At 67.3% G+C, this 20,494-nt stretch carries 14 protein-coding genes and 1 pseudogene; 6 read left to right on the top strand and 9 right to left on the bottom strand.

Annotated features, from left to right (window positions below):
- Nucleotides 1–204: 204 nt before the first annotated feature.
- A complete protein-coding gene (locus ACFQV6_RS02855) occupies nt 205–624 on the top strand; it encodes a hypothetical protein (protein ID WP_378025682.1) in 420 nt (139 codons plus the stop codon).
- 689 nt (nt 625–1,313) lie between these two features.
- Here ACFQV6_RS02855 and ACFQV6_RS02850 read toward each other — a convergent pair.
- From ACFQV6_RS02850 to ACFQV6_RS02815, 8 genes are all read right to left on the bottom strand, one after another.
- Nucleotides 1,314–2,090, bottom strand: a complete 777-nt coding sequence (locus tag ACFQV6_RS02850) for a hypothetical protein (RefSeq protein ID WP_378025681.1) — start codon at nt 2,088–2,090, stop codon at nt 1,314–1,316.
- Nucleotides 2,091–2,237: 147 nt separating this feature from the next.
- Nucleotides 2,238–2,516, bottom strand: coding sequence for a hypothetical protein (locus ACFQV6_RS02845; RefSeq protein ID WP_378025680.1), 279 nt, complete (start codon nt 2,514–2,516; stop codon nt 2,238–2,240).
- Nucleotides 2,513–3,112 (bottom strand): hypothetical protein, encoded by a 600-nt coding sequence (locus ACFQV6_RS02840; protein WP_378025679.1) that lies wholly within the window; start codon nt 3,110–3,112, stop codon nt 2,513–2,515. The genes ACFQV6_RS02845 and ACFQV6_RS02840 overlap by 4 nt, the downstream gene beginning before the upstream one ends.
- A 555-nt stretch (nt 3,113–3,667) precedes the next feature.
- Nucleotides 3,668–6,739 carry a helicase-related protein gene (locus ACFQV6_RS02835; RefSeq protein ID WP_378025678.1) on the bottom strand — a complete coding sequence of 1,024 codons (3,072 nt, stop codon included), beginning with the start codon at nt 6,737–6,739 and terminating at the stop codon, nt 3,668–3,670.
- Nucleotides 6,727–8,484: a phospholipase D family protein gene (locus tag ACFQV6_RS02830; protein WP_378025677.1), complete on the bottom strand. Its 1,758-nt coding sequence runs from the start codon at nt 8,482–8,484 to the stop codon at nt 6,727–6,729. Before ACFQV6_RS02830 ends, ACFQV6_RS02835 begins: the two co-directional genes overlap by 13 nt.
- Complete coding sequence (locus ACFQV6_RS02825; RefSeq protein ID WP_378025676.1) at nt 8,468–9,649, bottom strand: DUF6361 family protein; 1,182 nt, start codon at nt 9,647–9,649, stop codon at nt 8,468–8,470. The genes ACFQV6_RS02830 and ACFQV6_RS02825 overlap by 17 nt, the downstream gene beginning before the upstream one ends.
- Nucleotides 9,650–9,665: 16 nt before the next feature.
- Nucleotides 9,666–10,055 carry a hypothetical protein gene (locus ACFQV6_RS02820; protein ID WP_378025675.1) on the bottom strand — a complete coding sequence of 130 codons (390 nt, stop codon included), beginning with the start codon at nt 10,053–10,055 and terminating at the stop codon, nt 9,666–9,668.
- Entirely contained in the window at nt 10,052–12,484 is a 2,433-nt protein-coding gene (locus tag ACFQV6_RS02815) for an AAA family ATPase (protein WP_378025674.1), read from the bottom strand. The genes ACFQV6_RS02820 and ACFQV6_RS02815 overlap by 4 nt, the downstream gene beginning before the upstream one ends.
- A gap of 101 nt (nt 12,485–12,585) precedes the next feature.
- Between ACFQV6_RS02815 and ACFQV6_RS02810 the strand changes: the two genes are divergently transcribed.
- The 5 genes from ACFQV6_RS02810 to ACFQV6_RS02790 all read left to right on the top strand — a co-directional run bounded on the left by ACFQV6_RS02810 (nt 12,586) and on the right by ACFQV6_RS02790 (nt 19,396).
- The gene (locus ACFQV6_RS02810) at nt 12,586–13,386 is read left to right on the top strand and encodes a hypothetical protein (protein ID WP_378025673.1); all 801 of its coding nucleotides are present in this window, start codon (nt 12,586–12,588) and stop codon (nt 13,384–13,386) included.
- Between the two features lie 64 nt (nt 13,387–13,450).
- Nucleotides 13,451–14,533 (top strand): hypothetical protein, encoded by a 1,083-nt coding sequence (locus tag ACFQV6_RS02805; RefSeq protein WP_378025672.1) that lies wholly within the window; start codon nt 13,451–13,453, stop codon nt 14,531–14,533.
- A complete protein-coding gene (locus ACFQV6_RS02800) occupies nt 14,530–15,996 on the top strand; it encodes a hypothetical protein (RefSeq protein WP_378025671.1) in 1,467 nt (488 codons plus the stop codon). Before ACFQV6_RS02805 ends, ACFQV6_RS02800 begins: the two co-directional genes overlap by 4 nt.
- On the top strand, nt 15,993–17,300 hold the full coding sequence (locus ACFQV6_RS02795) for an AAA domain-containing protein (RefSeq protein ID WP_378025670.1): 1,308 nt from the start codon (nt 15,993–15,995) through the stop codon (nt 17,298–17,300). The genes ACFQV6_RS02800 and ACFQV6_RS02795 overlap by 4 nt, the downstream gene beginning before the upstream one ends.
- A gap of 71 nt (nt 17,301–17,371) precedes the next feature.
- Complete coding sequence (locus tag ACFQV6_RS02790) at nt 17,372–19,396, top strand: hypothetical protein (protein WP_378025669.1); 2,025 nt, start codon at nt 17,372–17,374, stop codon at nt 19,394–19,396.
- Here ACFQV6_RS02790 and ACFQV6_RS02785 read toward each other — a convergent pair.
- Nucleotides 19,383–20,295 (bottom strand): annotated as a pseudogene (locus ACFQV6_RS02785) (IS5 family transposase). The gene ACFQV6_RS02790 and the pseudogene ACFQV6_RS02785 overlap by 14 nt on opposite strands.
- Nucleotides 20,296–20,494: the final 199 nt, after the last annotated feature.

Here is a 20,494-nt window from a genome sequence, read left to right as displayed (position 1 = left end):
CGCCCCGGCCTCTTCACGTTTGGTCTGTCTCGCTCTACTCCGGAACGGCTCAGGCACCCTTTCCCGTATCCCTCCGCGGAAGCCAGGGTGAGGTCCACCGGGCACCTCGATCGTGACAGCAGGGACCGATGTCATCGGTCCACCTTCCACCCGAACGGGTGCCCCATCTCGACGGTCGTCCCGGCGTCGGCTTTGCTGGTCGTCATGACTCTCGGTGAGCCGCCGGTGCGACTCTGTTCGAATCCTGACTCAGCCAACGCGGCTGCTCACCCGCGGCCGGCCGGTGTACTGCAGGGCAGCTATCGCGGACGGTGGGCTCTCCAGCTTGACGTCCGCCGGCCGGCACCGAGCGACCCAGCCGATGCCGACGATGTAGCCGTTCTCCACCTCGGCCCCATCCAAGACCTGCTGGGCGCTCTGTACGACAACTGCCCCTGCGCCCAGCTACGCGGTCGCAGGCTGAGCCGCTCTCCCGCGGAGCTGTTCCTCGTCCTTTTCTACGCCCGCATCGTCGCCGGGATAAGGGCCATCGGCGCACCACCGGACGATCAATGGATTCTCAACGACGCCGAACGCGCCAACCTCGGCGACGATGAAATCCTCGACAGCCTAAAACAGCGATGAAACGGCTTCCGGCCCGGCGGAAGCCGCGACCGCTCCTACCGCCGAGTAGTGGTCAGCAAACGCTTGAACGCTCGACAGAACGCTCCGCTCAGGAAAGAAAGTTCATGGGAGCAGCCTCAGGAAAGTAGTCACGCGATACGACGCTATTGACCTGCATACGCGTGCTCTTCGACGCTGTTGGGCGCCGTTCGATGGAGCACTCCTGTGTGCACGTAGCCCCATCAAGCCGCTGACCAGTACAGACACATTCATGGTCTGCTCGGCCGCCGTCGCCCGACGCCGCTGAACGCCGCCCGGCGCTGTTCGGCGCTGCTGATTTCGACCCCGCGTGCTCCCAGTCCGATCGTCGATCTTAGGAGCAGCGCCGCACCACCCGTCCCACACAGCACGGTTTCATCGTGGCGGCGCTCCCCACCATTGCCGGAAAGCCTTCTGAACAGGGAAGACATCAAGCTGTCGAAGAGCAGTTTGCTCCCCCACCGCCGGCACCTTAGTCGAGCGCTGCGACGTGGCCGGGTCAGCGCCGTGCTCCCAGCGCGCTCCCATGAGCCAGGACCCCGAGTCATGCCAGGGATGGGCACGCCCGCGGCGGCCGGGGTTGGAAGTTCGCGGTCAGCTCGCTCTGCTAGGACGGCACCTAACACGTCCCAGTGACAGCGTCCGCAGGCTCAAGAGTCATGGCCATCTCCTTACCTCCAAGGCCAAGGACCCCACATGGTGATCAAGACTTGGGAAAGGTGCTTCCAGACGTCTGCCGCAAAGCGACCAAGGTATGCCCTGAACGGCGCGGGCGGATCTCGGTGCCGTTCATCGAGCTTGTCGGTGAGTAAGTTGAAAAAACGACGGCGCCACTGGTAATAAAAGAAACGGACTTGCCGGGCGGCTGGTGTCAGGCGTAGGTACTCAAGGAGCAGCGGAGTTACCCGGTTCTTGACTCGGATCCGCCCTTGACGCTCCGGTTCGCTTCGACCGATGCGTTTCCAACGGAACCCGTTGCTGTCGGTAAACCAGAGCGTGATCTCGGCCGGTGCGATCCTCTCCCCTGTCTGAAACGACATCCTGCTTTTCGGCCAGAACTGAGGCGCCTCAAAAAGAGATTTATCGGAGTGTCGAGCACCGGGCTGCAGTTCAGGAATATCGCGGATGTCGATATGGGGAGCTGGTTCGGCAAAGTCCAAAACAGCACCGATGTCCGATATTGCCTCTTGGCTATTGTTCCTCACTACATAGCTAACCCCAAGAAGGCCTTGTTCTCTATCGCCGATCAGGTCAACCTTTGTCAGGACTCGACGCGCCGCCGAGGACTCACGGCCTAGCTCGTCCTCGCGCCTCAAGCGCTGGTCGTGGCGCCAGACCAGAAAGGCAACGATGACGGCGGAGGCGGTGAAGATGGCACCACCAAGGGTAGACCACGCTTCAAGCTTGTCCGTCCAACTCGGGGCGTCAGGAGCGGCGTACATGAGCATCGCGATCTAGAGTACGGAGTCTTAGCCATGGCTGACGGCCCGGCTGCCTAGATTCGCCATGCGGGAAGAGGCGGTCGAGGCCCTCCCCATGCCCCAAACTAGATGGCTTGCAGCGATTCCGGACGACCTGCGAATGAGCGGCTACGACTACCTGCCTTCCATGCCGGTATCGCCAGCCTGATCTCTGATCGTCTTGGTCGTTGGTGCGAGCCGCCGGTCATCGTGCCGGGGAGCCGCAGGCACGATGGACAGTCCGGAAAGACCGTCGTGCCAGCGCAAGGCACAGGCCCCACCGATGCGGCAGCCGGTGGACAGGAGCAGATCGAACAGGTCGGTGCAGGCTCGGCTCTCGTTGGGTCCAACGGCTTTGGTGGTACGCCATAGGTGCAGAGCGTGACGTACTCGTTCGATCTCTTCGAAGGTCATGGCGACGACGATCTTGCGTGGTCGCGGCAGCCGGCCGACGTCGCGGACCGGGTTGACTGGGAGTGCACCGTGGCGGACTGCCAGGCTGAACATCTGCAACAGGGTGCCTTACAGCGCTGCGCTGCGGAATGATGGGTTTTGGCGAGGGTCTTGAGGTAGCGGTCGAGCGCACCGACGGTGGCCTCCCGGATGGTCATGTCCGCAGTGACATCGCCGCTGACGTCGCGCGGTGCTGCTCGCAGGTGATCGAAATGTTCATGCTCGCCGCGCAGCGCGTTGCACAACACCTTGTGAGCACCTCTGAGGAGGCATCGCTGTTCATCCGTGAATCCGTGGGCACGCCCGGGCGGGCTGTGGAAATGGTTCGCCTGAGGGCCGTTTTCGGCGTACGCCACATTCCCGCCGGAGACGTTGATGTCCCGGCCGCCCTCCGTGCCGGCCGGACCGGGCTCAGCCGCGGCGGCGGGAGCCAGCGGCGTTCTCGCACGGCGCACAGCGAAATAAACACTGAGCAGCCCGAAGATCACCGTGGCGCCGAACGCGGCGACGCTGGACCACTGGTCGGCCCGCTGAAGTCTCTGTCCGATGAGGAACATTACCGAGACCGCGGACGCGCAGCCCGCCACAAAGCACGCCGCAAACGCCCAGCGAAGCCGCACACGCCTCATGCTTCCCGTGATGACACGCGACCACACACGCCGGCATAGACCAGGCGCTGAGCCCCCCGTTTCTCAGAGGACGTCTCATTGGCGTACGCCTACCCAACATCCTGACCTGGCAGCCATGAGCCAGCGAGACCACTGGCTACTTGCGACGGACTTGATCGCCGAGAGCCTGACATCTCCTGCCGCCGGGGAGAGGTCAGCCGGCGCCCGAACGCTCGACAGAACGCTCCGGCCACGAGATGAGATCCACGGGAGCAGACGTAGTAGAGAGGGGAGGGAGGCAAGGGCTGTTCTGTCCCGATCCCTCTTCCGCAGATACGCCGGCGAGGAAGAACCAGCCCACATCCCAGTTGATCTCGCCCTGGATCGGGGCGCCACGTGGGTGAGGGCGTGTGCCTGCCCGTGGTCGTCGCCCCAGATCAGTTCGTATGCCGACTGGATTCCAGGCCAGAAGATGGGCGAGACCAACCACTGTAAGTGCTGCCCTCAGGTGCGGCCGGGCGGCCGTAAATCGATCACCTCACCCATGTCCGTTGTCCGGCCGGTACTAGCCAGCAGTGTCAGCATGTCCTCCTGCCGAGGCTGGCCGAACGTCAGCCGATACAGCGCCAAGTCCCGCTGCAGCTGACGGTAACGGGGCAGGTCGCGGCTCAGCGGCAACGGCAGCAGATGGCGTTCGATCGTTGCCGGGCCGGGATACACCCAGTACGGCATCAGATCGCCCAGGTGTGAAGTCTCGCGGGCGGCGTCGTAGGCGGCCTTCCACACATCGGTCGTCGGTGAGCACAGCGCTTCGGCACGATGCCGGGCAGCGACGTTGCGCCGGACGGCGTGTCCACCGAAGCGATGTACCCGGCCTTCCCGTTGTTCGAAGTCCACGGGGTTGGCCGGCGTGTTCCAGTGCACCACTGCCGAACAGTAGGTGTGGAAGTCGATGCCTTCCTGCCCGGCGCTAGTGGTGCTGACGACGAACGGCCAGAACGGGCTGTTGAAGGCCTGGCGCACCGCTTTGGTGCGGTCGGCGGTCGCCTCGTTGTCGGTGCGCCCGCCGTAGCGTAGTGCGAACCGGCCCATAATCCGGATAGGCCTCTGGTAGTCCAGTGGGTTGGACGCGACGTACGGTGCCGGCCTCAACGTCAGCGCCGCCCACACGGTACTCGCTAGGTGCCAGAGGTCGTCGTCGGTGCATTTGCGGTCGCCCGCCGAGCTGTGCAGCACGTGGAGATACTCATCCAGGACGGCTTGCAGTCCTCCTGCGGCGCAATACTGCAATACCGCCTGCCAGTAGTGACCGCCTAGGTCAAGCCGGTCAAGCAGTGCCATCGAATCGGGACGGTTGAAGACGCTGCGCAAGCCGTCGCCGATCACTGCCGCCGCGCTCCACAAACCCAGCGGTGTGACTTCGTCCTCTTCGGTGACTAGCCGACGCAGCGCGCGCCAGGCAACGTTGCCGGGCGCATGCATACCAATCGGGACCAACTCGTCGAGGACGCCGACGGGGTCCGCGCCGACCGGCTCGCGATCGTCCGTCACGGTAGTAAGGACGTGTTCCACGTGCCGTTGAAGACCAAGGTAGGTCTCTTCGGGTGTATCGGGATCTTGCATGACGTTCACTGCGTCGGCGGCCGTGAAATCCGGCGAGGGCAGAGCCCCAGGCCAGCGCAGCACGGCACGCCACGGTTGCCGCTCACCAGTGTGGTGCTCTCCGTGGAGGTTGTCGGGGAGAGCCTCGCCGAGCCGGGCACGGCACGCGGCTTCTACCTCGGGCAGGCTCATGAGCCGGTCCGGGTGGGTTCTGGCGACGGCCTGGGGATCGCACTCGTAGGCCAGCCCGGGATGTGGCCAGAACAGCACAAGCGTGCTCATTGCCGCGGCCTTGCCGTCATCAGTGCGGTAGTCGAGCCGGGAGCGGGGCGGATCAGGGCGGTCCTTGCGCACCCTCCGCTCGGCCTCGTAGCTGAGCAGGGCGGAAACCGCAGTCGGCGTGGCGTTCCAGGAAGAGAACACCAGTCGTTTGGTCATTTGCTGCTCGGCCGCGCGCGCGAACGGCTCACCTAGCCGGTAGTACTGCAGTGAGGGCGGCATCCACAGCAGTTGCCACCAGTCCTGCCCTACCGTCTGGTCTGCTAACTTGCGCAGCTTGCTGTTGCCAAGGTCGACCAAGCCGTATCCAACGATCACGTCAGGGTCCAGTAACCGAGCAGACGCGAGGATGTCGCGCACTCGATCGCTGGGGCCATTCTGCAGCGCATCGTGCAGACGATGACCGAGCTGATATCCCTCGACGAAGTTGAGGAAGTAGGGCGCAGATTTCCAGTAATCAAGGTTGACCGGTGCCCCGAGTTCCGTACCAAGCCGCTTCATCGCGACGAAGGACCGGATATCGGCGGCATCGAGATCATCGGCCGGGGTGATGTGCTCGGAGAGCATCGTGTGTTCTCCAGGTGCGGGGCGTTCGGTTCGGCACATCACCCGCAGTAGCAGGCGCCGCACCTCCGCCCGGATCGCACCGGTATCGGCTCCGGCGACGAGGGCGTCACGGTAGACGCTGAGCTGCACACGTATGGCGCTGTTCCAGCCCTCATCAGCGCAGAGGAAGCGCAGGACGGTGTTCAGGTCCGCGTGGTGATCGTCGGTGGCGGACTCCTCCGCATAGGTGAAGGGCTTGTACGGGGTGGCGGAGAGCAACAGCACTCGCGCGTCCGGGTGGCTGAACAGGTGGTGCGCCAGTTCGGCGGCCTCCCCGCCTTGGTCGCGGTCTAGCAGGTGACGGAAGCGTTGAAACTCGTCGAGGACAATCAGGTCGGGTTCGAGTGCGTCGACGCCTGCCTGCGCCAGGACACCGCGCAACTCGCCGACGATCTCGCGGGCCTGCTCCGGTTCGCTACCGGTTAACGCGGTCCGGCGGCCGAGGTCGTCGACCATGGTCTGGAACCGGTCGAGCAGCTTGCGCTCCCTCGCCCGCCGCTGGAATCCCTCCAGCACTGTCGCCTCGAAGCCGGCGGAGTCAGCGCGATATGCGACAGCGTCGCATCGCTGCTGGAATCTCTCCAGGGATCGGCTGGTGCATTGCAGGACTCGCAGGGCGGCTTTGCGTTGCCAGCCGTCCCAGTCCGGCCGTTTCAGCAGGTAATAGAGCAGGGCACGCTCCTCGGCCTTGCCGGTTCGCCAGCCCTTGTCGAAGGAAGTGCCCGGGGTGAACGACACGAAGTTGACCGGCTTGCCTCCGGTGTCGTGTTGACGGAGTTCGGGCAATTGCAGGCCGAGGAGGGTGAGCCGGCTGGAGACAGTGTGGGTCTGGTGCTGCGGACCCGCCAGGCGTGCCAGGTTCTGCGCGGCGATGTCCTGGTTAGAGCAGATATATACGATGTCGATCCGCTGCACACTGTCGTCGCAATTCAGGCGCTCGATGAGTTCAGCAACGAGCCCACCAGCCACGACGCTCTTGCCCAGGCCAGTCTCGTCGGCGACCAGGAACCGGCGGGTCGGGTCGCTACCGAAGTACCGCTCCAGGATGTAGTCGACGGTGTCGCGTTGGAAGTCTTTTAGACCGGACATGCGATTGTCTCTGCGAGATCGAGGCGGACCTGGTTGACGAGGTCCCACAGGTCCAGGAAACCGTCCGGCAGTACGGCACGCCCCTGCCCGGTCGCGGCCATCCGGCCTACCAGCCGTGCCAGGTCGTCGAGCTGGGCCGGCCGGTCCGCGAGGGCACCGAGCAGGATTTCGAGAAGTCCGTTTGGGCTGGCTCCCCGCCACTTGCTGCCGGCGCCGAGGGCCGCGGCGAGTTCGGCACGGTTATCCGCGGTGCCGAGGCCGAGCAGGAGCATCAGAAACCGCAGAAACTTCTCTGGTGTGTCAATCTGCTCGGCGAGGACCCGGTCCAGACGATCGGCGGGGTCGCCGATCAATTCGGCGACCGTGACCGCCCGCCGGGTGTCGCCGGAGGCGCCGGTCGCGGTCAGCACCAGGAACCGTGTGATCGAGGTGGTCGGCAGATTCGTGAAGACGGCGTCAGCGGCGGTGCCGGGTATCAATGGCGCCGTCTCCCCGGGCAGCGTGAGCAGGCCGATCGTGACTGTCACGCCTGGCGACAGTTGCGGCAGTACCTCGGCGGTGACGTACAGCTCGTACGGCTCGGCACCGCCGAGCACAGTGGCGCGGAAGGGCACCGCGGCGAACTCCAACAGGTCATTCTCCAGTTGCCAGCTGGCCTCGTCGTCGGGTTCGGGCGCGGGTCCCCGCTCGTACGGTTGAAGGATCGTGCGCAGCGCGGCACTGTCACCGATCATGGTGTTGATGCCAAGCTGGCTCTTGGAGCCGATCAGCTCGACCAGCAACTCGACGTTGCCGGTGAATGCGGCGGCGGTGGCGTTGGCCGAGCCGACGAAGACATGAGCCCGGTGCCCGTACTCGATCACGTAGGTCTTGGCGTGCAGGGCCGCGCTTAGCTCGCTGTCGCCACCGGCTGCAACCAGGTCATCGAGGACGAAGACTTCGCAGTCGTGGAGCGCGTCCTCCGGCATCCGGTCCAGTTCCTCTTGACGGCCGATGACGGTGAGTTCGCCGTTGCCGGGTGCGCAGGTCGTCAGGCCCCTCTCCTCCACGAAGGGCGCCATGACCAGGTGCCGGGTTCCGCCGAACTGGGGACGAGACCCGCCGGGCACGCCTAGGGCGTGGAACGCCAGCTCCCGAAAGCCTTCTGGCGGATCCCAGACGGCACGCCGGGCATCCTCGAGCAGTCCTTCGATCGCGGCTGCCCGATCGGGAGGAACTGGCTGGGTCGTGCGTCCGACCGCATGCCGCACCAGTTTCACCAGCGGCGTATTACCCGCAGCGGGCCTGCTGCCTGTACTTCCGTCAAGGCTGAGACAGACATCCCAGCTGCGGTCGTTGGTGAGGTTCCGGCTCAGCACCACCAGCCGCAGTTGCCGGTCGCCTTGATCGTCGGCGTAGCGGACCAGCCACAGCTTCGGGTGGAACAGCCGGCCAGGCTTCGGACGGTGAACCGGGTGGACCATCTGTTCGAGCAGCAGCAGGAGCCCCGATGTCGTGGCCGGCGCGCCGATGTGCCCGGCCTGGCAGAACACGTCGATCCGATCGGCGCAGCGCTGCACGGCGTCCATCACCGAGATCGAGTCGTCCTCCTCGCGCACAGCATGGGCGGCGAAGGCGAGCGGCGCGGCGAGCAGCGCGTCCAGTTCGAGGGTGAAGGTGGTAGCGATCGCCCGGTCCAGCCGGTATCCGGGCGGAGGGCGCAGAACGTCGGTGAGCAGCGATCGTCCGTCAGGCGGCAACAGCATCGGGCGATCCCGTCCCTTCGTGGATGTCGATCAGCATGCGTCTGACCTGAGGCCAGCGGAATACCAGTTGCCGGGTACCGGAGGCACCGGTCCAGGTCCGCAGCAGGGTGCCGTTAAGTAGCCGCGACTGGGTTTTCTTGACGGCTTTCTCGCGCCGCGTCACCAGGGCACGAAGTTCTTGGTCATCGGCGGCCTGTTCCGGATCGCCGTCCAGGACGAGGTCGATCCAGGTGTCGATGAATCGGCGCGCCGTTGCGTTCGCCGCGATCCTCGGATTCACGCTGATCAGCCGCGCCCACATGTCGGCCCGGTCCCATGTGCTGACCTCGGTCATCTGTTCTGCCCAGCCGGCGAGTGCGTCCCGGTAGTCGTAGAACTCGATCCCAGTGTGGCCAGCCTGTTCGTACTCCTCGGTGAGTATCAGGTTGTAGAGCAGTGCCGCACCGTGCAGGCAAGTGGAGAAGCAGCGCGCGTGCTCGAGCGCTGTAGCGGGGTCCGATGGGGCACCGGCGACCGCCGCGTCCAGCCACGGCGCCCACATGTCCGCGTCAGGCTTGCTGCCCTGCTTTAGCAGGTGTTCGAGCAGGGTTCCGGGAACACTCGCCATGATCGTTTCGCGCAGCCAGCCAGCTTCCTCGGCAGTCAGTTCCAGTCCCGCGAGGTCGTCGGGAAACCCGGGGCCGGGTGGCGGCAGCGTCGCCGGCCAGCGCCCCCAGGCCCGATCGGTCAGCTCGCCGGCTTCGATGCCTGATGCTTCGGTGGTGATCCATTCACTGTCGATGCCGTAGTGGCGCAGGGCGGAACGGTAGATGGTGGATGGCAGGGTTTTCACGCCGGTGGAGGCCCGGCGGCCGATGAGCCCGTCGGTCGCGCCGGCCGCTTTCAATACCTGGATGACTTTGCGTTCGACGCTGTCGGTATCGGCCTGTTTGCCGCGACCTGCACGTCGTTCGGCTTGGTCGACGCACCACGGCACGATGAGCAAATATCGCGCCCGGGTATGCAGGGTGGACGTGCCAGGAAAGAGCATGTCTCCGAAGGCGTCGCGTACCTGACCGATGCCGAGTTCGTCGCGAGACTCGTGCTCACTGAACATGTTGAGCAGCTCCCGCATCCTCTGCTGTTCAGCTCGTGAGCTGTCCAGCCAGGACAGTTGTGACGGCATGCTCACGCCTCCCCGTTCACCGCGACGCGCGGTCTTTCGCAGCTGCGGCGAAGCCGAGCGCCTCCACCATGTCAGACACATCCTGATGAAGGTGCCGCAGCTCCGTCGCTGTCAGGGCGAGCTCGTAGCCGCGCTGATGACCGGCCCGGGACAGCGCCCACCACAGATATGCCGCGCGGCTCGCCATGTCAGCGCTGGCGTACTGGCGCAGCATCAGCAACTGCGCGCGCCGGCTGCGGCACTGCGCCACGCTGGGTGCGATCGCCCGCCAGTACCGATCGAGTGCGGCCTCCAGGGCGAGACGCAGCAGCCAGGCGGCGGCCCGGGGCCACAGACCGTGGGTACCGGCGGACGGCCTGGACATCAGGGCGGCGGCATTGCTGAGGTAAATCTCGGCGGTGATCATTTGAGCCTCGCGACGAGCCGCGTCATGTCGGTGACGAGTTGTTCGGGGTCGGTGACGGTGGCCCCGTGTGCGCCCTCCTTGCAGACCCGTACGGCGTCAGCGGCCCAGGGACCGTGGGCGCCGACCAGCTTGCTGAAGACTTGACCGCCGGCACCGGCGTCGTCGAACAGGGCGAGGGCGGTGACTTGCATAGTGGTGCGAGCACCGGCGAGTAGGGCGTCGACGTCGCGATGCTTCTCGCCGCGGCTGATGCGGCGGGCGCGCACAATCTGCTGGCAGTGCGCTTCCAGGGCGCTGCGGCAGCAGGTCACCACGACCGGGGTGCGCACAGCCACCGGCATGTCGTCGGTCTTGGCGAGGGCTTTGGCGTCGTCGAGGTAGCGCTTGACGGGGTCGATGTTCTTGCGGATCTCGACGTTGGAGTTCTCCCGGCGGGTGACTTCCCAGATGGTGGCGTCGATTTCGAGGCGGCGAATCGCCTCGGGCAGGCGGTCATCGTGGGTGAAGACGACGACCTGGCGGGTGGCGGCGAGGTCGGCGAAGACCCGGGCGAGGCCGTCGACTTTGGCGGGGTCCATGCTCTGTACCGGGTCGTCGATGACGAGGAACCGGAATGGGCTTGCGTCGGCGCTGGCCCGGGGCAGGAAGACGGCGAGGCCGAGGGCCTGCATCTCGCCCTGGCTCATCACCGACATGGCGCTGGTGCTGGTGCCGTCGACGGTGGCGGGGAATGCGACGCGGCGCCGGGTGCTGGCGCCGTCGAGTTTCATGCCGGCGAGTTCGACGTTGCTCTCCTGCCGCAGCTCTTCCCAAATTTGCTGGGAGCGGGCGGCGAACGGGGCGAGTTGTTCGGCGCGCAGGGTCTCGATGACCGGTCGGTACCAGTCGATGGCCTCCTTGACGCGGGCCAATGGCGCTTCGTGGATCTGGGCCGCGCGAGCGTCGGTGTGCCAGTGCTGAAGCTGGGCAGCGAGGTCGCGCCACTGGTCGTGGCGGTTCTGCAGCCAGGCGGCTGCCGCCTCGCGAACCTCGGCGAGGATCGAGGCCAGCGGCGCGAAGTTGCCAGTGAGGTGGGCGGCGACGGTGTCGGGGTCAGCATCGGCGGGCAGTCCGCTCCAGGCGGTCCGGGCGGCGTGCAGGCGTTCGCGCAGTTCGGCCGGGAAGTCGTCGGGCAGGGCGGTGGGCAGGGCCGGGCCGACGGGCAGGGCCTGGATGGCGCGGCGGGCAGCGCTCAACGCCTGCGTCGCTGCGCGCCGGGCGGTGGCGTCGCTGCGCAGGCGTTCCAGTTGCGCTTCTGTTTCGGTACGCCACCGCAGGTCCAGTTCGCCGCCGGCGCACACCGGGCAGGGCCCGCCGCCGTGCGCGTCGTAGTGATCGGTGGCGGCTTCGAGGAGCCGGGCGAGTCCTTCGGCGGCCGTGGTGTCGGGTGCATCCCGCAGTCGCCGTGCCGCCTCGACGAGCCCTTGCGCGACAGCGGTGACGTCGACGGCGGAGGGCGGATCCGGAAGTGTGGTGAGCGATCGGTAGGCGGCGGACTCCGGGTCGGTGTCGTCGGCACCGGCCAGCAGTTTGTCGACGGCGTCGAGGTTGGGCCGGGTGGAGGCGAGCAGTTTGGCGGCGGCTCGGGCCCGGTCGTCGTCGACGCCACCGAGTGCCTGGCGCAGCTGTTTGCGCCGGTCGGAGACGGCTTTGAGCTGCTGGTCGAGTTCGCGGCGCACTATTTTGAGCAGCGCTTCGGCGTTGGTGACTGGTTCGATGGCGAGCAGCGGGGCGAGCGCGTCGAACAGGTCGCTGGGCCGCGACGAGATGAGCCGGCCTAGATCGTTGGCGGTCAGCAGCGGCCGGTACGCCTCTAGGGGCTGGCGCCAGCCGAGCGCGTCTACGTTGTCGTAGGTGTTCTCGCCGTGCTTCACCTCGGCGACGGCCTGGCCGGGTTCGGTGTCCTCGTCACGCCAGCGGCGGCGCAGCAGCACTGGGTTCGGGTCGCCGTCGTAGCGGGTGGTGAGTTCGATGGCGGCTTGCGCTGGGCTGTGCAGGTTGCGCCAGCCGTCCCGGAAGATTTTGTTGTTTTCGGCCCAGCGTTTGCTGTCGCCGGTCAGCGACAGTTCGACGGCTTCGGCGAAGCTGGATTTGCCGGAGCCGTTGCGCCCGATGACCAGGGTCAGGCCTGGTTGTGGCGGCAGCTGCAGCGTCGTCTTGGGGCCGATGCCGCGGAACCCCGCCACGGTGATCTGTTCGAGGTAGAGGTGCCGCTGTTCGACCGTGTGGTTCTCCCGTTCGGGCAGGTCGGCGGGCTCGCCGTCGAGGACGGCGCGCAGTTGTTGCTCGCCGGCGTAGGCGCCGAGCACGACCTGGCGGGTCTGATCGGGCGTATCCAGCTCGGCCAAACGGTCGAAGAGATGCTCCACGAGTACGTGTTTCGTGCTCACCGTCTGCTCCTATGCCGACGTACCGGTGGGTGCCCTGGGGGGTGGCGGCTTGTGAAAGCTGGGGATTGCTGGAACTTGCTGGAAGACTGTACGGTACCGGCATGGAACAAGTCGAGGCCCTCGATCGGCGGATCGAAGCTCTGCGCACCGAGGTGCGTCAGGCGCTGATCGCAGGCGACCGCGACCGCGTCGCTGCCCTGCGCAAACAGCTGCGCCAGGCCCAGCGCGAGTGGGAGTCGCTGCTCGACGAGGAACTCGCCGACGACGGCAAGGTGCCGCATGTGCCGGCTCCGCGGCCTGCCGCCGGGCCGCTGCTTCCGGTACGCGAACAGGTGCACCAGGCATTGACGCTGCTCGGGGCCCCGGCCGCGCCGAAGCTGGTGGTGGCCGTGCACGAGGCGTTCGCCACCGGCGAGCTGACACCCACAAAACTGACCAGCCTGCGGCGCGACGAGGAACGCTCCTTCCAGTCCGCACCACACGCCCGCCCGTACTATCTCTGCGCGGCCCTCACCGCCGACCACCTCGCGCCGGCCCGCGGCCTGATCGCCGTCTCGTCGTGGCCGATGGCCACCCGGATCATCGGACCGCTGAGCCTGCGCGTCGACTTTCTGACCTCGGCCATCCGCCTCGCCGGGTACCTCGACCGTCTCGCCGGCACCGGCGCGGAAACCCGCCGGCTGCTGTGGCGCTTCGCCGCCACCATTCCCGGCGCCGCGACCAGCGCCGACGCCATGACCCCGGCGGCCGTCGCCGACGCCGCCCGCGCCGAACTCGCCATCCACGCCGACGCTGACCGGTCGCACCGCGAAGCAGCCGCGAAACGCGCCGGCGAACAACTCACCGTCACGCAGCAACTCTTCGGCGCCCGATTGAGCGGCCTGGCTGCTACCGGCACCTGATTCCCTTTCGTCAGGAACCCGCACCACGAAGACTCCGCACGACGTTCTCCCGCGAAGGAACGCAATGCACCCCGACACCCCCGACCGCCTGCGCAGGATGCGCGGCGCGGCACCTGCGAAACGGCACAACGCCCGCACCGTGGCGGCGCTCACCGGCAACCCCGGCTGTGCGCGGCGCGCCGTACTCGACGCCGCCGGCATCGACAAGGACGCCCTGGCCCGGCGCATCGGCTTCCCGGCCAAGTTCGGCCAGTCGCAGTTCGCGATCACCCGCGGCAACACCTTCGAAGCACAGGTCAAGGCCAACGGGTACGCCGAACTCGTGCGCCTGATGCGCGAAACTCTGGACCTGGAGATCACCGAGGTCGGCGCGAAAGACCTCAACGAGGTCGGCGGCAACGACAGTCAAGAGCTGCGGCACGTCGGCACCCGGCAGGCCCTGGAGGCCGCCGTCGACGGCCGCGAGCCGCTCACCCTGCTCGACCACCCGCTGCTGCGTCTCGACGTCGGCGGCAACGACGTCTACCTCGAACCCGATCTGGTCGCGTTTCACCACGACGGCGTCATGCACGTTGTGGAGATCAAATCGTTCGCGATCATCGACGACCGGGCCGACGCCGGCAAGGTCGCTGCGGCCGCACGGCAGTCCGCTGTCTACGTGCTCGCACTGCGCCGGCTGCTCGGCGACGACAAGGTCTCCCACGAGGTCGTGCTGGTTTGCCCGAAGGACTTCTCCAACCGGCCCACCGCCGTCAAGATCGACGTTCGCAAACAGCTGATCACTCTCGACCACCAGCTGTCCCGTCTGGCCCGCATCGACACCCTCGTCGACCTGCTACCCGACGACCTCAGCCTCGAACTGGACAGCCACTCCCCCGAGCAACTGCTCACCGCACTGTCGGAGATGGAGCCCCGGTACGCGCCCGCGTGCCTCGCCAGCTGCGAAATGGCGTACTTCTGCCGCGACGAGTCAGCCGGCTGCACGTCCATACTCGGCACCAGCGACCGCGAAGAACTCGGCAGCGTCGAGACCGTGGCCCGCGCCCTCGACCTGGCCCGCGGTTACGCCGAGCCGTCCGTCGAGGAGACCGAAGCCGCCGCGATGCTCCAGGCCACGGCACGCATCTACGCGACGGTGGCGGCATGAGCGCGATCTCCTCCTACGCCCGCGCCCTGGCCGTGGACGGCGGCCGCTCGTACCCTATAGCAAGCCGGCGGCATCTGCACCTGAGCGACCAGCCGCTAATCTTCATCCCCCTGACGATGGCTGGTGAGGCCAACGCGCCGCTCGCCGCGATGATCGGCATCGACCGGGACGACCCTTCGCTGCTCGTCGTGCCGCAACCACGTAACCGGGACCTGCGGTTCGCGTTCGCCGCCCAGCTCGCCGACCACGTACTGCGCTACGTCGAGGACCGGCCGCGGCGCGGCGTCGAAACCTACGGCAAGGACGGAAATCCCCGCTACCTGGACGCACCGCAGGTGCTGGTGCCCAACCCGCCGGGCGTCGATTTCGTCCGGCTCTTCGGGCGCTCGACTCGGTTCCGGCGCACCACCGGTCAGTACGCGGTCGCGCCGCAGGTGCCGCTGCTCGGCCGCTGGCTGACCTGGTTCGCCGAGCGCGCCGAACACCCCGGCTCTTCCACGCTTGTAGCGATGACCAGCGAACTCGGCCGGCACTGGGCCACCGGGCAGAGCGCCCTGGAGGACGCCAACCTCGCCGCCCAGCTCGCTTGGATCGACCCGCCTGCCGGCTTGACCGGTGCGCAAGCCGCCCGCGACGCCGAGGATCCGCTGATCTGGCCGCCGGCCGGTCCCGCCACCGATCCGACGTTCGACAACGAGATCCTCGCCCCGGCGATCCGCCTCTACAACGACGGCCACCACGAACGGGCCATCACGCGCATGGAAAACGCCCTGCGTACCCAGTTGGAGCCGACCTGGCGGCTCATGTGGCACGCCTACGACCTGCTGAGCGCACTACCCGTGGGCGACACCGTCGAGTCACGGTGGGCAGTCGACCGGACCGACTTCACCGGGCATCACAGCTATGTCGGTGACGGCGGCTTCCCGCAGGCGCGGCGTGACGGGGCGGTCGCGGCGGCGCGGCGCCTGCAGCGCCTCGAGCGCGAGCAGCGGGAGTTCGACGCTACGCGCGCATTGGACGATCCGATGGTGATGGCGAACTACCGGGTGACCGGGGAGGCGTTCACCGGATCGGTGGTCAGCGTCGAGGCCGACCGCAAAATCGTGAGCGCGAAGGGCCGGCGGGTGCTGCGGCCGCTCGTAGTGATCCGGACCGAGGATCCGGTGCGGCTCGTCGCGCAGACCACGGTGCGTTCGCCGTCGCGGCCCGCGCAGGACGGGGTCGTCCAGGAGATCACCGACGGGCTGGTCACGCTCCAGATCGAGAACGGGATGGGGCGTGGTGGCACCGCCGCTCCCGGCAGCCTGCCCGCGGTCGGCGACGAACTGACGTATACGAGCCTGTTCCCGGACGGGATCCGGTCGCCGGAGCTGCCGGCGGCACAGGACACGCCGTGGACGCACGGTGGGCCGCCGCAGCCCTACGTGCCCACCGACGACGACGCCCGGGAGGTGTGGGAATGAGCTTCAACCCAGCATCCGAAGCGGAAGCCGCGACCCTGCGGATCCTCGGTGACTTCCGGTCGGGGGCGCACCGCGGTGTGGTGGTCAACTCGCCGCCCGGCGCCGGCAAGTCGACGCTGGTCGTGCGCGCCGCCGCCGAGCTCGTCGAGGACGGCGAACGGCTGATGATCGTCGCGCAGACCAACGAGCAGGTCGACGACCTGACCGTCAAACTCGCCCAGCGGCTACCCGGCGCGCTGATCGGGCGGCTCAGCGCCGGCGGATACGTGCCGTCCGCACGAGTCGGCGCGCTGTCCAACGTGGCCTGCGACGACAAGGTCGCGAACCTCACCGGATGCGCAGTCACCATCGCCACAGCCGCGAAGTGGGCGTACGTGAAGGACCACTCGTGGCAATGGGCGATCATCGACGAGGCATACCAGATGCGCTCGGACGCGCTGCTGGCGATCGCAGCGCTGTTCGAGCAGGCGCTGTTCGTCGGTGACCCGGGGCAACTCGACCCGTTCTCGATCGTGGACAACGACCGGTGGCGCGGACTGACCTGGGATCCGATGCAGTCGGCGGTCGCTGGGTTGCTGCGTAACAACCCTAATGTTCCCGAACATCCGCTGCCGGTGTCGTGGCGGCTCCCGCACACCGCCGTGCCGGTGATCGCCCCCGCGTTCTATCCGTTCACGGGCTTCCGTACCGGGACGGGACCGGGCGAACGGGAGCTGACGTTCACGACGCGGGCGCTGGGCCGTACCCCGGTCGACGCCGTCATCGAAACGGCGGCCGACGCCGGGTGGGGTTATCTGGAGTTGCCGGCCCGGCACACGCTTCGCACCGACGCCGAGGCGGTCGCGGCGGTGGCCGATGTCGCCCGCCGGTTCGTGGAGCGTGGCGCGGTCGCCCGGTCCGGATCGTCTTCCGTGGCAGTGACGCAGGAGCGGGTCGCGGTGGGTGCTGCGCATCGGGACCAGGTGGCGGCGTTGCAGGCGGCGCTGAATGATATGCCCGGGATCGTTGTGGACACGGCGAACCGCTTGCAGGGGCGCGAGTTCGAAGTGACAGTGGTGCTGCATCCACTGTCCGGGCGCCGGGACGCCACCGCGTTCCACCTGGAGGCCGGGCGGCTGTGCGTGTTGACATCACGGCACCGGCAAGCGTGCGTGGTGGTCGGGCGGGCCGGCATGCACGAACTGCTCGATGCGCATCCCTCGGCGGAGCCGGTGCACTTGTACGAGCCGGTGAAGTTCCCGGATGGGTGGGCCGCCAACCAGACGGTGATCACATACCTGGAGAAGCACCGCGTCCCGGCATGACGGCCGACCGGCGACGATGAGCAACGGAGGGCCCGACAGTGCTGAACAGTGACTGGCAGCCACGACCAGACGTGGCAACCGATCTCGTGTACCGCAGCCTATTCACCTCGTCCGCGCCTGACCTGCACCGACAGGCGGCGGACCTCTTCGCGAGCTGGGCGACCGGCAAAGGGATACCGGTCAGCGCCACCGGTCTCCTCGACAGTGCCACCGCCGAAGCCGACGCCGAGGACGGCCGCCGCGTCGCGAAAGGCACCACCGGCTCCTACCTCGACAAGACAACCGGACGGCAGTTGCACGCCGCTGTCTTCCGGCTTGAGGAGCACTTGGCCGCTGGCAGCACCTGGACCACCACGCTTCGGGTCGCCGTCCCGCAGCAGCTCGAACAGACCGCCTTACTCACCGGCACCAACGATCTCCGGGAACCGCTGTTCCACGCGGAGGCCCCATGGCCGGATCGCCCGTGGATCTGGCTAGATCTGGAACACCGCCGGGATGAGACGACCACGCCCGTACGGCCTGGCAGCCCCCGTTTGATCCGTGACCTGCTCGCCGCCGTCGAGGGCGCCGATGCCTCCCTGCCGCTCACCTCGGACGTCCTCGACATCCGGGAGAATCACATCGACGAGCTGTACGCATGGCTTTTCGACCCGGCCCGCCGTATCCCAGTGATCGTCTTCAGCCCTGACCAGCTCGACGCCGACAAGCAGGAGCGGTTCGCCACCCGCCTCGCCCGGGATGTCACCGGCGTCGCGGTCGTCGTCCGGCTGTTCGACGTCGCCGCCGCGGCGGCCTTCTCCCGCCGGGTTGGTCAACACCTGCATGTGTACGGCGGTGCAATGCGCACCTATCTACCAGGGCTGCTACCCAACGAGCCGTTCCCCCGCCGGCACCGGGTTCTGTCCGCTGCGACGATGCGTGCCCTCGGCCACCGCTCCGGCAACGCCGTCCGCGATCAGGTCCTCGGCCTCTCGACCCGGCGCACCCCGCCCTCCTCATATGTGCTGGTGCGCCGGGCACTATCCCGCGGCCTCGCCGAACGCACCATCGCCGAACGCCGAACGCCGGCTACCCAGCCGACGCTGTTCCCCGCGCCGCACGAGCCCGTCGTGCTGCCCGGACTCGAACCAACCGAGCCGGACCTCAGCGCCCCCGAACAGGTGACGGTCGAAAGCGCGGAAACGAACCGGCTGCTGCGGGCCACGCTCACCCTGGCCGGTATCGACCCGAGCCCGGTCGCCCTGGTGGAAAACCTCTCGGACCACACGGCGCTCGAGGCCGAACGACACGCCCTGCAAAGCTTGCTACTCGCGTCACTGCGCCCGGACAGCGGCGCCACCGACGCGAAGCTGGCCGAAGCCAGCGAGGAGATCACGCTGCTCTATGCGGAGATCGAGGACCTGACCGCGCAGCTCGCTGAGGAGCAGAAGGTACGCGACCAGGTCGAAACCCTGCGCTTCGAACGGGACCTGGGCGAAATCGAGCTGACCGACCTGGAACGTGACAACGAGCGCCTGCGCGCCCGCATCCGCTGGCTGGAATCCGAGCTCGCCACCAACCAAGTCCACGTAGCCGGGCAACAGACACCCGGCGAGGTGGTGCTGCCGACCAGCATCGTCGAGGTGCTCGAACTCGCCGCGGCGCGACTGCCACACCTGTCCATCGGCGCCACCGCGGACGCCGCGGCCGGACTGGACGTACACCCGCAGGCGGAGCGGTGGGCGATCAAAGTGTGGAAGGCACTGGACGCGCTCAACGCGTACGCCGAAGCCCGCACTACCGGAACCTGGACCAACTCGTTCCTCGCCTGGTGCCAGGAACCGCCGTCAGGCGGCATCGCCGTGCCGGCTACCTGGGCCGCGCTCAGTGAGTCCGAAACGACCAACACCATGACGAAGCTCCGAGAGGCGCGCACCTTCGCGGTACCCGTCGACGTGGACACGGCGAAACGCGTCTATATGCCGGCGCACGTCAAAATTCAGCAGGGCGGCACACCGTGCCCACGCATCCACTTCCACGACGACACAGGCGGCCGCACCGGCCGCATCCACGTCGGCTACGTCGGCGACCACCTGCCGACGGCTAGCTTCCGCTGAGGGAGTGTTTGAGAGGACTGTTATTCGGGCGTGCTGAATGTCCGGCGGCGTTGCCGGGTGGCGGGTCGGCCGCGGTCGAGGCGGCGGACCATGGTGTTGATCGCGGCCCAGCGGATCAATGCTTCGGAGACCGCGGGATCACGTTCGTAGTCGCGCGCCAGTCGCCGGTGCGCGGTCAGCCAGGCGAGCCTGCGCTCGACCACCCACCGCTTCGGGTGCACGACAAACCCGCGCTGGTCGGCCGGCTTGCGGACGATCTCGACGGTGGTCTTGAGTGTCTCAGCAGCCCAGTCGACCAGCCGTCCGGCGAAGCCCTGGTCGGCGAACACGTGCCGGATCGGCGTGAATAGATACGTGCTGAGCAGGGTTGTCTTCGCGCCATCGCGGTCCTGCTAGGACGCCGACATCACGCAGACCACCACCAGCAGACCGAGGGTATCGGTGACGATGAACCGTTTCCGGCCGTTGATCTTCTTGCCGGCGTCGTAGCCGCGACTGTCGCTGCTGACGGTGTCGGCGGCCTTGACCGACTGCGAGTCCATGACCCCAGCCGACGGCTGCGCCTCGCGGCCCTCGGCCAACCGCAACTGTTCGCGTAGTTCCTCCAGAATCCCTCCGGTGACCTGGCGTTTCTCCCACTGCTGGAACTGCCAGTACACCGTCTGCCAGGGCGGGAAGTCGACCGGCAGCTGACGCCACGAACAGCCACTACGGACCACGTACAAGATCGCATCCACGATCGCCCTGCGCGGATGCTTCGGAATCCGCCCCGGGGACTTGATCAACGGAAGCATCGACTCGACCAGGTCCCACTGCTCATCGGTCAGATCAGACGGATACCGCCGCACACGCTCCACCAGAACAGCTTCAAGCGGCCCTCGCCGCGTCCAGGGACACACCGCGACAGCCCTCTCAGAGGGCGGTCCGTGAGGTTGTGCCCGTTTCTCGGTGAGCGTGAATAGGCCGGGTTGCGCTTCGGTCAGGATCTGCCGGTTGACCAGGCGTTTCAGCTTGGCGCGGATGCCTTCGGTGTCCTTGGGTTTGGTGCCGATGTCCAGCGCGAGGCAGACGTCTTTCGCGCGTAGATGGCCGCGGTCG

This window comes from Actinoplanes sp. GCM10030250 (assembly GCF_042666575.1).
Taxonomy (GTDB): domain Bacteria; phylum Actinomycetota; class Actinomycetes; order Mycobacteriales; family Micromonosporaceae; genus Actinoplanes.
Note: the sequence above shows the minus strand (reverse complement) of the source record. Positions and strands in the feature narration are given on the sequence as shown.